Annotated in this window: 10 protein-coding genes; 8 read left to right on the plus strand and 2 right to left on the minus strand. The window is 62.1% G+C overall.

Annotated elements, in window-relative coordinates; all coding sequences use genetic code 11:
- Position 1 precedes the first annotated feature (1 nt).
- From kdpA to ASC74_RS22305, 5 genes are all read left to right on the plus strand, one after another.
- Positions 2–1,696: a potassium-transporting ATPase subunit KdpA gene (gene kdpA / locus ASC74_RS22285; RefSeq protein WP_056744134.1), complete on the plus strand. Its 1,695-nt coding sequence runs from the start codon at positions 2–4 to the stop codon at positions 1,694–1,696.
- A gap of 10 nt (positions 1,697–1,706) precedes the next feature.
- Positions 1,707–3,764: a potassium-transporting ATPase subunit KdpB gene (gene kdpB / locus ASC74_RS22290; RefSeq protein ID WP_056744136.1), complete on the plus strand. Its 2,058-nt coding sequence runs from the start codon at positions 1,707–1,709 to the stop codon at positions 3,762–3,764.
- Positions 3,765–3,895: 131 nt separating this feature from the next.
- Positions 3,896–4,441 carry a potassium-transporting ATPase subunit KdpC gene (gene kdpC / locus ASC74_RS22295; RefSeq protein WP_056744680.1) on the plus strand — a complete coding sequence of 182 codons (546 nt, stop codon included), beginning with the start codon at positions 3,896–3,898 and terminating at the stop codon, positions 4,439–4,441.
- A gap of 145 nt (positions 4,442–4,586) precedes the next feature.
- Positions 4,587–7,232, plus strand: coding sequence for a sensor histidine kinase (locus tag ASC74_RS22300; RefSeq protein WP_056744139.1), 2,646 nt, complete (start codon positions 4,587–4,589; stop codon positions 7,230–7,232).
- Between the two features lie 68 nt (positions 7,233–7,300).
- On the plus strand, positions 7,301–7,999 hold the full coding sequence (locus tag ASC74_RS22305; RefSeq protein ID WP_056744141.1) for a response regulator: 699 nt from the start codon (positions 7,301–7,303) through the stop codon (positions 7,997–7,999).
- A gap of 129 nt (positions 8,000–8,128) precedes the next feature.
- Here the strand turns inward: ASC74_RS22305 and ASC74_RS22310 are convergent, their stop codons facing one another.
- Complete coding sequence (locus ASC74_RS22310) at positions 8,129–9,169, minus strand: patatin-like phospholipase family protein (RefSeq protein ID WP_046047943.1); 1,041 nt, start codon at positions 9,167–9,169, stop codon at positions 8,129–8,131.
- A 222-nt stretch (positions 9,170–9,391) separates the two neighbouring features.
- On the opposite strand from ASC74_RS22310, the gene ASC74_RS22315 reads away from it, so the two are divergent.
- The 3 genes from ASC74_RS22315 to ASC74_RS22325 all read left to right on the plus strand — a co-directional run bounded on the left by ASC74_RS22315 (position 9,392) and on the right by ASC74_RS22325 (position 11,559).
- Positions 9,392–9,670, plus strand: coding sequence for a hypothetical protein (locus ASC74_RS22315; protein WP_056744143.1), 279 nt, complete (start codon positions 9,392–9,394; stop codon positions 9,668–9,670).
- 87 nt (positions 9,671–9,757) lie between these two features.
- Positions 9,758–10,516, plus strand: a complete 759-nt coding sequence (locus tag ASC74_RS22320) for a CHAD domain-containing protein (protein ID WP_056744144.1) — start codon at positions 9,758–9,760, stop codon at positions 10,514–10,516.
- Positions 10,517–10,761: 245 nt separating this feature from the next.
- The gene (locus ASC74_RS22325; RefSeq protein ID WP_056744146.1) at positions 10,762–11,559 is read left to right on the plus strand and encodes an acyl-CoA thioesterase; all 798 of its coding nucleotides are present in this window, start codon (positions 10,762–10,764) and stop codon (positions 11,557–11,559) included.
- Here the strand turns inward: ASC74_RS22325 and ASC74_RS22330 are convergent, their stop codons facing one another.
- Entirely contained in the window at positions 11,560–11,925 is a 366-nt protein-coding gene (locus ASC74_RS22330; protein ID WP_056744147.1) for an Mpo1-like protein, read from the minus strand.
- Positions 11,926–12,083: the final 158 nt, after the last annotated feature.

Here is a 12,083-nt window from a genome sequence, read left to right on the forward strand (position 1 = left end):
TATGCACAGTTATGACTATTGGCTGATCCTTGCCTTCTTCGCCCTGGTGCTGATTCCGGCACCGTTTCTGGGGCGCTTCTACTACAAGGTGATGGAAGGTCAGCGCACTTGGCTTTCGCCGATTCTCGGGCCGGTGGAACGCGGGTGTTATCGGGTGGCCGGCGTCGATCCGCAGGCCGAACAGAGCTGGCAGAAATACACCCTGGCCTTGCTCGCTTTCAACCTCGCGGGCTTTTTGCTGTTGTTCGCGATCCTGTTGTTCCAGGACCACTTGCCGCTCAACCCGCAGAACCTGCCAGGTCAGGAGTGGACACTGGCGTTCAACACCGCCGTCAGCTTCATGACCAATACCAACTGGCAGGCCTACAGCGGTGAAGCCTCGCTCAGCTACCTGAGTCAGATGGTCGGCCTCACTGTGCAGAACTTCGTCAGCGCCGCCACCGGCCTCGCCGTGTTGGTAGCCCTGTGTCGCGGTATTGGTCGCAAGTCGACCAAGACCCTCGGCAACTTCTGGGTCGACATGACCCGCGCCACCCTCTACGGCTTGCTGCCGCTGTGCCTGCTGCTGGCGCTGTACCTGGTCTGGCAGGGCGTGCCGCAAACATTCGCTCAGTACGTGAATGCCGTGACCATGCAAGGCGTCGATCAGGTGATCCCGCTCGGCCCGGCCGCCAGCCAGATTGCGATCAAGCAACTGGGCACCAACGGCGGTGGCTTCTTCGGCGTCAACTCGGCGCACCCGTTCGAGAACCCGACGGCGTGGAGCAATCTGTTCGAAGTCGGCTCGATCATTCTGATCCCGGTGGCGCTGGTGTTCACCTTCGGCCACTACGTGAAAGACCTGCGTCAGAGCCGCGCGATCATCGCCTGCATGCTGGCGCTGTTCCTGATCGGCGGCGCGACGTCGCTGTGGGCTGAATACCAGCCGAACCCGACCCTGAACAATGTCGCCGTCGAACAGACCGCGCCACTGGAAGGCAAGGAAGCACGCTTCGGCACGACCGCCACGGTGCTGTGGTCGGTGACCACTACCGCGGCGTCCAACGGTTCGGTCAACGGCATGCACGACAGCCTCAACCCGCTGAGCGGCATGGTCGCGATGGTCAACATGATGGTCGGCGAAGTGATCTTCGGCGGCGTCGGTGCCGGGCTCTACGGCATGTTGCTGAACGTGTTGATTGCGGTGTTCCTCGCCGGCCTGATGATCGGCCGTACCCCGGAATACCTCGGCAAGAAACTGCAGGCCAAGGAAGTCCAGTTGCTGGTGGTGACCTTGCTGGTGATGCCGGTCGGCGTGCTGGTGCTCGGCGCGATTGCCGCGAGTCTGCCCGGCCCGGTCGCGGCGGTGAGCAACCCCGGTGCCCACGGTTTCAGCCAGTTGCTGTACGCCTACACCTCGGCCAGTGCCAACAACGGTTCGGCGTTCGGCGGCTTCGGTGCCAACACCGCGTTCCACAACCTGATGCTCGGCCTTGGCATGTTGATCGGTCGCTTCGGTTACATCCTCCCGGTACTGGCCCTGGCCGGCAGCCTGGCGATGAAGAAAACCGCACCGATCGGCCAGAACAGCTTCCCGACCCATGGCCCGCTGTTCGTGACCTTGCTGACCGTGACCATTTTGCTGGTGGGTGGTTTGACCTTCCTGCCGACATTGGCGCTGGGTCCAATCGCTGAACATCTGAGCCTGGGCTTCTAAGGAGTTAATGATGAATATGCCCGCAACTAAAGCCGCCACCGTCAAGGCGTCGGAACAACCGAAAACCGCGATCTCGGCCCTCTGGCGTCCGGCGCTGGTGCAAGCCTTCGTCAAGCTCGATCCTCGGCAATTGCAACGCGCGCCGGTGATGCTGGTGGTCGAACTGACCGCGATCCTGACCACCGTGCTGTGCTTCATTCCCGACAGCGCCGTGCCGACCTTTGTCGCCGCGCAAATCGCTTTGTGGTTGTGGTTCACCGTGCTGTTTGCCAACTTCGCCGAAGCGTTGGCCGAAGGTCGCGGCAAGGCTCGCGCCGACAGCCTCAAGGCCGGTAGCGAAGGCCTGAGTGCTCGGCGCAAAACCAGCACCGGCGCCTTTCAGGTCGTGCCGGCCACCAGCCTGCGCAAGGGCGATGTGGTCCGCGTTGAAGCGGGGGAAATGATCCCCGGTGACGGCGAGGTGATTGAAGGTATCGCCGCGGTCAACGAAGCGGCGATTACCGGTGAATCCGCGCCGGTGATTCGCGAGTCCGGCGGCGACCGTTCGGCCGTCACCGGCAATACTCGCTTGGTGTCCGATTGGCTGTTGGTGCGCATCACTGCCAACCCGGGTGAGTCGACACTCGATCGCATGATCGCCTTGGTCGAAGGCGCCAAACGCCAGAAAACCCCGAACGAAGTGGCGCTCGACATCCTGCTGATCGGCCTGACCCTGATCTTCCTGCTGGTGGTCGTCACCCTGCAACCGTTCGCCCACTTCGCCAACGGCAGCCTGCCGTTGGTGTTCCTGGTGGCGTTATTGGTCACGCTGATTCCGACCACCATTGGCGGTCTGTTGTCGGCCATCGGTATCGCCGGGATGGACCGTCTGGTGCGCCTGAATGTGATCGCCAAATCCGGTCGTGCGGTGGAAGCGGCGGGGGACGTACACGTCCTGCTGTTGGACAAGACTGGCACCATCACTTTCGGTAACCGTCGTTGCACCGCGGTTTACGCGGCCCCCGGCGTCACCGCCAAGGAACTCGCTGAAGGTGCCTTGTTCGCCTCGTTGGCCGATGACACGGCTGAAGGTAAATCCATCGTCGAGTACCTGCGCGGTACTCAGCCACAACCTGAGCCGGCCACCGAGTTGCTCACCGCCGTACCGTTCAGCGCCGAGACGCGTCTGTCCGGTGTCGACTATCGGGGCCGTGTTTATCGCAAAGGCGCGGTGGATTCGTTGCTGGCCTTCGTCGGCCTGAAACGTACCGATCTGGCCGCGCCGCTGTCCCGGGAAATCGACAAGATCGCCCAGAGCGGCGGCACCCCGTTGCTGGTCTGCGCCGACGGTAAATTGCTCGGCGCGATTCACCTCAAAGACGTGGTCAAACCCGGCATCCGCGAGCGTTTCGCCGAGCTGCGCAAACTGGGCATCCGCACCGTCATGGTGACCGGCGACAACCCGCTGACCGCTGCGGCGATTGCGGCCGAGGCGGGCGTCGATGACGTGCTGGCCGAAGCTACACCGGAGAAAAAACTGGCGCGCATTCGTCACGAACAGAACGACGGTCGCCTGGTCGCCATGTGCGGCGACGGCGCCAACGACGCCCCGGCCCTGGCCCAGGCGGACGTGGGCATGGCGATGAACGACGGCACGCAAGCGGCACGCGAGGCGGCGAACATGGTCGACCTCGACAGCGATCCGACCAAGCTGCTGGATGTCGTGCAGATCGGTAAGGAACTGCTGGTGACCCGCGGTGCGCTGACGACGTTTTCCATCGCCAACGACGTGGCCAAATACTTCGCGATTTTGCCGGCGCTGTTCGCCTCAATTTATCCGCAACTGGGCGTGCTGAACGTCATGCACCTGAGCAGTCCGCAGAGCGCGATTCTCTCGGCGATCGTGTTCAACGCCTTGATCATCGTGGTCCTGATTCCACTGGCATTGCGCGGCGTGCGCGTGCAAGCGGCGAGTGCGGCGGCGTTGCTGCAACGCAATCTGCTGATCTATGGATTGGGCGGGATTGTGGTGCCGTTTGTGGGGATCAAGGCGATCGACATGCTGTTGACCGCGTTGCATCTGGTTTGACGCCTTCGCGAGCAAGCCCGCTCCCACAGGGGAACGCGTTTCAAATGTGGGAGCGGGCTTGCTCGCGAAGAACCTGACACGGTCCACCTGAATGAACACAGTATTTGTTCTCTGAATTCGAGGATTTTGAAATGTCCACAATGATACGTCCGGCCCTGAGCCTGCTTGTCCTGATGACCCTAATCACCGGCGTTGCCTATCCACTGGTGGTCACCGGTGTCGCCCAGGTCGCGTTCCCTGATCAAGCCAACGGCAGCCTCATACACGACGCCGATGGCAAGGTCCGCGGTTCCTCACTGATCGCCCAGGAATTTGTCGGCGACGCCTGGTTCCATCCACGGCCATCGGCCGGTGCCTTTGCCACCGTGTCGAGCAGTGCCAGCAACCTCTCGCCGAGCAACCCGGCCCTGGCTACTCGGGTGATCGACGATGCCAACAAGCTGCAGGTGCCGGGACAGGGTCCGGTGCCATTGGCGATGGTCACCACCTCCGGCAGCGGCCTCGATCCACACTTGCCACCGGCCGCGATTGCCTATCAACTGGCGCGTGTTGCGGCGGCGCGCAATTTGCCGGTGTCTACGCTTCAGCAGTTGATGGATGCGCATATCGAGCAGCCACTCGTTGGCCCGCCGGTGGTGAATGTATTGGCGTTGAACATCGCGCTGGAAAACCTGTAGATCGGTGGTGCTGCCATTCGCGAGCAAGTCGGATCGCCGCACCGCCGCTCCCACATTGGAATGCGATCAAATGTGGGAGCGGGCTTGCTCGCGAAGACGGCCTCACAGACACCACATCAACATCTGAAAAAAGAGACCCCTAAGCATGAGTGACTCCGGCCGCGCCGACGCGCTGTTAGCAGACCTGCCCCGCGACGGCCGTGGCCGGCTCAAGGTTTTTCTCGGCGCCGCACCCGGTGTCGGCAAGACCTACGCCATGCTGCAAGCGGCCCACACCCAACTGCGCCAGGGCGTGAAAGTCATTGCCGGCGTGGTCGAAACCCACGGTCGCGCCGAGACCGAAGCGCTGCTCGGCGGCTTGCCGCAGCAGCCGTTGGTGCGCTCGGAATACCGTGGTGTGATGCTCGAAGAAATGGACCTCGACGGCCTGCTCAGCGCCAAACCGAAACTGGTGCTGGTGGACGAACTGGCTCACAGCAACGCCCCCGGCAGTCGCCACACCAAACGCTGGCAAGACATTCAGGAACTGCTCGCTGCAGGCATCGACGTGTTCACCACGGTCAACGTCCAGCACCTGGAAAGTCTTAACGATAAAGTGCGTGGCATCACGGGTGTGCAGGTCCGCGAAACCCTGCCGGACTGGGTGCTGCAAGAAGCCTACGAACTGTTGCTGATCGACCTGCCGCCGCGTGAGCTGCTCGAGCGTCTGCGCGATGGCAAGGTCTACGTGCCGGAGCAGGCGAGGGCGGCCATCGACGCCTTCTTCACCCAGACCAACCTCACGGCCCTGCGGGAACTGGCGATGCAAACCGCCGCCGCTCAGGTCGATGATGATTTGGCCCAGGGCTATCGCCAACTCGGCCAAGCGGCGCCGGCAGTGCGCGGTCGCCTGTTGGTCGGCGTCGATGGCGATGCACAGGCCGAGCGTCTGGTGCGTCACGCCAGTCGCGTCGCTCAGCGTCGGCATTTGCCGTGGAGCCTGGTGCATGTGGACAACGGCAGTGTGCGTGACGAGCAGTCGCGCCTGCGCCTGCAAAGCGCCCAGCAATTGGCCGAACGCCTCGGCGGCGAAGTGGTGCTGCTGCGCGCCGGCGAGGTGGCGAAAACCCTGATTCAGCACGCCGCCGAACGCCGCGCGAGTCTGGTGTTGGTCGGTCAGTCCCGGCAGCGTTTGCGTCGACGGTTGTTCGGCGGTGGACTGGCGTCGCGTTTGCTGCGCGATGCGCGCGGGCTGGAAATCAACGTCCTCGACAGCGATCACGAACAGCATCAGCCGCGTCAGCGTTCGGCGCAGGCACTGGTGTGGTTCGACTACGCGCTGGCGCTGGTGGCGACGGTGCTCGCCAGTGCCTTGGCCTGGGCGGTGGCGAGTGTCTTGCCACTGCCCAATATCTCGCTGGTGTTTCTTGCCGCGGTGTTGCTGGTGGCGGTGCGCAGCAGCCTCGGCCCAGCGCTGGCCTGTGCGGCGTTGTCGTTTCTGACCTATGACTTTTTGTTCATTCCGCCGAATTTCTCCTTCAGCATCCAGCGCGAAGAAGACGTGCTGACCTTGCTGTTCTTCCTGCTGATGGCGGCGCTTACCGGTAACCTCGCGGCCCGGCAACGACGGCAATTGCAGGCGCTGCGCGACACTCAGGAAGAGACCACCGAACTGCTCGACCTGTCACGCAAACTCACCGCCGCCACCGACCGCCAGGCGGTGGTCAGCGCAGCGGCCCAGCACCTGAACGGCTGGAGTGATCTGCAACTCTGCCTGCTCAATCGAGACGGGCAGGGCGGCTGGAAAGTCGAAACCGGTGGCCCGCTGGAGTTTTCCGAAGCCGAGCGCGCTGCCGCTGATTGGGCCTGGCAACACGATCAACCGGCCGGAGCAGGCACCGGTACGCTGCCGCTCGGACGTTGGTGGTGGTGGCCGTTGTCGGTGGAAGACGGGCCGCTGGCATTGCTCGGTGTGTGTGCCAAAGAGGGCCAGACCTTGAGCGGTCAGCGTCGGCGTTTGTTGACCGCGCTGAGCCAACCGCTGGCTCAGGCGCTGGCGCGTGCGCAATTGGCCGAAGACCTGGAAGCCGCGAGGCTGCACGGCGAAACCGAGCAACTGCGCAGTGCTTTGCTGGCCTCGGTGTCCCACGATTTGCGCACGCCGCTGACCTCCATGCGCGGCAGCATCGACAGCCTGTTGGCCCTCGGTGAGGCGATCCCGCTGGAGGATCGCCGCGAGCTGCTCGAAGGCACTCGCGATGAAGCCGAGCGCCTCGATCGCTACATCCAGAACCTGCTGGACATGACCCGCCTCGGGCACGGTGCCCTGAAGCTGGCGCGGGACTGGGTGTCGCCGGCCGACATCGTCGGCAGTTCGCTCAATCGTCTGCGCGCCGTGCTGGCGCCGTTGCAGGTGACCACCGAAGTGCCGCCGCAATTGCCGCTGCTGTACGTCCACGCCGCGCTGATCGAACAGGCGCTGGTCAACGTGCTGGAAAACGCCGCGCGGTTTTCACCGGCTCATGGCCGTCTGCAACTGCGCGCAGGGGCCGATGACAGCGAGCTGTTTTTTTCGGTGAGCGATGAAGGACCGGGGATTCCGCAGGAAGAGCGGGCGAAGATTTTCGACATGTTCTACACCGCCGCGCGCGGTGATCGTGGCGGGCAAGGCACCGGGCTGGGCCTGGCGATCTGTCAGGGCATGGTCGGTGCCCATGGCGGGCGGATCAGTGTCGCCGATGGCATCGAAGGGCGCGGCACCTGCATCACCTTGCACCTGCCGTTGCAGGCTCAGCCGGCCTTTGAAAATTAAGAGCCGAAAGTGAAGCCTGATCGCGCTTGCGCTACTCTCTTGCCACTTCTTTGTGTTGATGTGAATTCATGAGCCAGACCGCGACCATTTTGGTCATCGACGACGAACCACAGATCCGCAAATTCCTGCGCATCAGCCTCGCCTCCCAGGGCTACAAAGTGCTGGAGGCCGGCACCGGCACCGAAGGCCTGGCCCAGGCTGCACTGAATAAACCGGACTTGTTGGTACTCGACCTCGGCCTGCCGGACATGGACGGCCAGCAAGTGCTGCGCGAGTTTCGCGAGTGGTCGACGGTGCCGGTGCTGGTGCTCTCGGTGCGCGCCAGTGAAGGGCAGAAAGTCGAAGCGCTCGACAACGGCGCCAACGACTACGTGACCAAACCGTTTGGTATTCAGGAATTTCTGGCCCGGGTTCGTGCGTTGTTGCGTCAGGCGCCGGCGGGAGAAGCTCAACAAGCGGCGCTGACGTTCGGCCCGTTGACCGTCGATCTGGCGTATCGCCGGGTGTTGCTCGACGGCACCGAAGTCGCGCTGACCCGCAAGGAATACGCGGTACTGGCGCAACTGGCGCGACATCCGGGGCGGGTCATCACCCAGCAGCAATTACTCAAGGATATTTGGGGGCCGACCCATACCGAGGACACTCACTATTTGCGGATTGTGGTCGGGCACCTGCGCCAGAAACTGGCGGATGATCCGACTCAGCCGCGGTTTATCGTCACCGAGGCGGGAGTCGGGTATCGGTTGTTGAGTGAGGACAGTCTTTAGTTTTGTGTTGAGTGATCTGACGCCTTCGCGAGCAAGTCGGATCGCCGCACCGCCGCTCCCACATTGGAATGCGGTCAAATGTGGGAGCGGGCTTGCTCGCGAAGGGGGTCTACCATTCACCCTGGAAGTTCAGGAATCCCGCTCATTTTCATACCGGTCCAACGTATCCCGCGCAATCTCCCGTCCCAGCGCGATCAATTCCGGTGCCTTGTAGAACTCGAAAAACCGGCACACCCGTTTCGGCACGTTGATCAAAATATCCGGCGGATAACCGGCGATCTTGTACTGCGCCAATGACGTCTGCATCACCTCGAAACTCTGGTTGATCAGGTCCAGCAAAGACGCCGGGCCGACGTTATCGATAATGAACGAACCGGTAGCGGACTTCGGTGCGCCGGCGCGTTCAGGGGCGGCAGCCGGTTGCTGGGCTTCGGGTTCGGCGGATTCGATCCAGGGGTTGATCTCGGCCGCTTCTGCCATCAACGCTTCCTTTTCCAGCAGCAGCAATTGTTCCGCCTGTTTGCGGCGGAAGGGCAATTTTGAACCGAGCGAGTTGATCAGGCTGTCGAAACGGGTCTTGAACGCCGCCGGGCGCTGGATCACGGGCAGTTGATAATGGCGCTGGTTGGTGGAGTTGAGGTTGACCGCGATGATCAGGTCGCAATGACTCGACACCACCGGCACGATCGGTAAAGGGTTGAGAATGCCGCCGTCCACCAGCATGCGGTTGCCCTGCATCACCGGGGTGAACAGGCTGGGAATCGCCGCCGAGGCGCGCATGGCCTGATGCAGGCAGCCTTCCTGAAACCAGATTTCCTGCTGGTTGGTCAGGTCGGTAGCCACCGCCGTGTAGGGGATGCGCAAGTCTTCGATATTGATCTCACCGACGATCTTGCGGATCTGCCCGAAAACCTTCTCTCCGCGAATCGCGCCCAGGCGAAAACTGACGTCCACCAGGCGCAAGACATCGAGGTAATCGAGACTTTCGATCCAGTTGCGATATTCGTCGAGTTTGCCGGCGGCATAGATCCCGCCGACCACTGCGCCCATGGAACATCCGGCGATGCAGGCGATGTCGTAGCCACGCCGTTCGATTTCTTCAATGACCCCGATATGGGCGTAGCCCCGGGCCCCACCTGAGCCCAGCACCAGCGCGACACGCTTTTTCATGAATCGCCCTCGTCTGACAAGGTTCAACAATGCACCCATCGAGGGGCGCGCTTCAATCGCTAAGGTCGTTCCGCGAGGCGAGGGCGTCGTTTTTTCGACACTCTTTGGCAGCAGATGGGTATTCTCGCGAGCACTTTAGTTTCCGAGGCGGGGCCAAGGCACTTTTCACGCGCCAGACCGTCTTAACTGCACGACTGTTTACCTATCTTTGAGGTGTGAATAATGAAAGCCTGGATCTGTGTGCCTTTGATTGCCCTGGCACTCGCCGGTTGCGCCGGCAAAACCGCTTACCGTGACAGCTGCGGTAGCGGGATCGATGCCGCGTGGCATGAACTGGATCTGGCCAAGGCCGAAGGTTTTGCCGGAACTGTCAGCTATTCCAAGGCCCTGTCGCTGCTGACCGGTGCCAAGACTCAGCAGCAATTCGAAGCGTTCGAAGGTTGCGCCAAGAAAGCCGAGAAGGCGCGTTTTTATATTCGTGAATCTCGCGCGGGGCGCTGAAAGCCGCTCTAAGCTCTAAGCTGCAAGCAATAAGTCGGTCGCCCCGGATTTCGGCTGGCGGCTTGCAGCTGTTTACGGAGTAACTCCATGATTAACCGGTTGGTGGCTCATGTCCTGGGCCTGGAAGTCCGTTTGCTGGCCTGTCAGGCACGCTTGAGTGCCCGCACCGACCCTGAAGCGCTGCACGATCTACGCACCACGGTTCGCCGTTTGCGCAGTTTGCTGCGGCCATTGCGCGGCTTGCCCGGGGTCGAACAGCTGGAAGCAGCGGCGTCCCGGGTCGGCGACCTGACCACGCCGTTGCGCGATCGCGAAGTGCTCGCGGCGTACCTGCTCGAGCATGATCAATCCGAGGCTGCCCATCGGCGCATGGCACAGATGGCCGAGGCTTACCCGGCGGTCGCGACGAGTCCTGAAGTGGCGCAGTTGCTGATGATCCTCGACGCCTTTCCGCGTTTTCTGCGGGCCTCCCAACGTCAGGGCTTGCTCAAGGGCTTGCGCCCGCGCATCGAAAAACGTTTAGCCAAACAATGGAAGAAACTCGATCAGGCCCTGCACGATCCGGCGCATGATCGTCATCGTTTGCGCTTGTTGATCAAGCGTGTGCGCTATGGCATCGAAGCCTATCCCGAACTGGATCGATTGCCGAAAGCCGCGATGCCGCGCTTGAAGTCCGCGCAAGTTGCCTTGGGCGATTGGCACGATTGCTGGCAATGGCTGGCCAGGGCCGAACAGGAGGCCGATTTGCAGCCCTGCGTCTCGGCGTGGAAAACCGCCATGGCCAAGGCCGAAGGCCGCGCCGACCGGGTCCTCGACAAACTCAGCGCCGCCTGTTTCAAATCCTGAAACCACCACCGATCAAATGTGGGAGCGGGCTTGCTCGCGAAGGGGGCCTAACATTCAACGTAAATGTTGACTGTCAGACCGCTTTCGCGAGCAAGCCCGCTCCCACATTAGTTAGGTGTTGAACATTGAATGAGTGTTCGTATCGAGTGCGGCTCTTCTGTCAGTTAATTTGGCCGGAATAAGCGCTGTGCCATCCTCGCGGGCTGGTTAAGATCCCTTCATCCTTTTCCTGCACCGAGGTTTCCATGCGCTTTTCCGATCTGCTCGACGCTGTCCGCAGCCAGCCGCTGGAGCTGTCTATCCCGGCCGAATGGGCCCAGGGGCGTGCCAGTTTCGGTGGCCTGGTGGCCGCCTTGCAGTACGAAGCCATGCGCGCAAAAGTCCCGGCGGATCGTCCGGTGCGCTCGCTGGCGATCACCTTTGTCGGTCCGGTCGAGCCTGAAGTGCCGGTCAGCTTTGAAGTCGATGTGTTGCGTGAAGGGAAGGCTGTCAGCCAGGTGCTGGGTCGGGCGATGCAGAAGGGTCAGGTGGTGACGTTGGTCCAGGGCAGCTTCGGCGCCTCGCGACCGTCGGAAGTGGCGGTGATCGCCGATCCGGCACCCGAGATGAAGTACTGGGACGACTGCCAGGAACTGCCTTACGTCAAAGGCGTGACTCCAGAGTTCATGCGGCATCTGGCGATGCGCTGGAGTGTCGGCGGTCTGCCGTTCACCGGCAACAAATCCCGCGAGATGGGCGGCTGGGTGCGCTTGCGCGGGGACGTGAAGGAAGAGGCTGTCAGCGAGTCGCATATCCTGGCGCTGGTCGACGCCTGGCCACCGGCGCTGTTGCCGCACCTGAAAAAACCGGCGATGGGCAGTACGCTGACCTGGACCATCGAATTCGTTCAGCCGTTGCTTGAACTGAGCACGCTGGACTGGTGCAAATACCTCGTCGAGATCGAGCATGCCGCTGACGGCTACGGTCATGCCGCCGCGAAATTGTGGAACGCCGACGGTCAGTTGATTGCCATGAGCCGGCAGACGGTGACGATTTTCGCCTGATCAGTGACGGCGGTGGCGCTCACGCCAGGCGCGCCACCAGCCGCCGCTCAGGAAGAACCGTGGGAAGGTCAGAAACTGCTCGACCAGCAAGCGCGACACGGCATCTTTGCGATCGCTGAACGGTTCGGAGGCTTGCGCCTCCAGGCTGTGACCGTGGCGTTGCAGGCCGAGGGCGGCGAGCAGGCCGATGACGCCAATCGCGACATTCGCGAAACTCAGACTGAACACTCCCGAGACAATCAGCAGAAACGCCACGATGAACAGCGGCACGGCAATCAGGTGCAGCACCAGGTTGGTCGGGTGCTGGTGATTGTTCGGGTACGCTCGCCATTGCCAGGCGGGAAGGTTGGGGTGACGTTTGCCCATGATGGTAATCCTTGGTTCGTTGAGGCTCTTGAACAAAGGATAGGCCGGGGTAAACCAGTCGGCGAATCAAGGCTGGCTATCGGAGTGATAGGTGTCATGTTTGGAATTGATGTTGATTGAGCTGACGCCTTCGCGAGCAAGCCCGCTCCCCCATTTGA

It is taken from the genome of Pseudomonas sp. Root329, assembly GCF_001424925.1.
Taxonomy (GTDB): Bacteria; Pseudomonadota; Gammaproteobacteria; order Pseudomonadales; family Pseudomonadaceae; genus Aquipseudomonas; species Aquipseudomonas arabinosi.

Bases quoted from the DNA above. Each gene is read 5' to 3' on its own strand.
- kdpB (WP_056744136.1), top strand. From the start codon at position 1,707: ATGAATATGCCCGCAACTAAAGCCGCCACCGTCAAGGCGTCGGAACAA.
- ASC74_RS22320 (WP_056744144.1), top strand. From the start codon at position 9,758: ATGATTAACCGGTTGGTGGCTCATGTCCTGGGCCTGGAAGTCCGTTTG.
- ASC74_RS22325 (WP_056744146.1), top strand. From the start codon at position 10,762: ATGCGCTTTTCCGATCTGCTCGACGCTGTCCGCAGCCAGCCGCTGGAG.
- ASC74_RS22310 (WP_046047943.1), bottom strand. From the start codon at position 9,169: ATGAAAAAGCGTGTCGCGCTGGTGCTGGGCTCAGGTGGGGCCCGGGGC.
- ASC74_RS22300 (WP_056744139.1), top strand. From the start codon at position 4,587: ATGAGTGACTCCGGCCGCGCCGACGCGCTGTTAGCAGACCTGCCCCGC.
- kdpA (WP_056744134.1), top strand. From the start codon at position 2: ATGCACAGTTATGACTATTGGCTGATCCTTGCCTTCTTCGCCCTGGTG.
- kdpC (WP_056744680.1), top strand. From the start codon at position 3,896: ATGTCCACAATGATACGTCCGGCCCTGAGCCTGCTTGTCCTGATGACC.
- ASC74_RS22305 (WP_056744141.1), top strand. From the start codon at position 7,301: ATGAGCCAGACCGCGACCATTTTGGTCATCGACGACGAACCACAGATC.
- ASC74_RS22330 (WP_056744147.1), bottom strand. From the start codon at position 11,925: ATGGGCAAACGTCACCCCAACCTTCCCGCCTGGCAATGGCGAGCGTAC.
- ASC74_RS22315 (WP_056744143.1), top strand. From the start codon at position 9,392: ATGAAAGCCTGGATCTGTGTGCCTTTGATTGCCCTGGCACTCGCCGGT.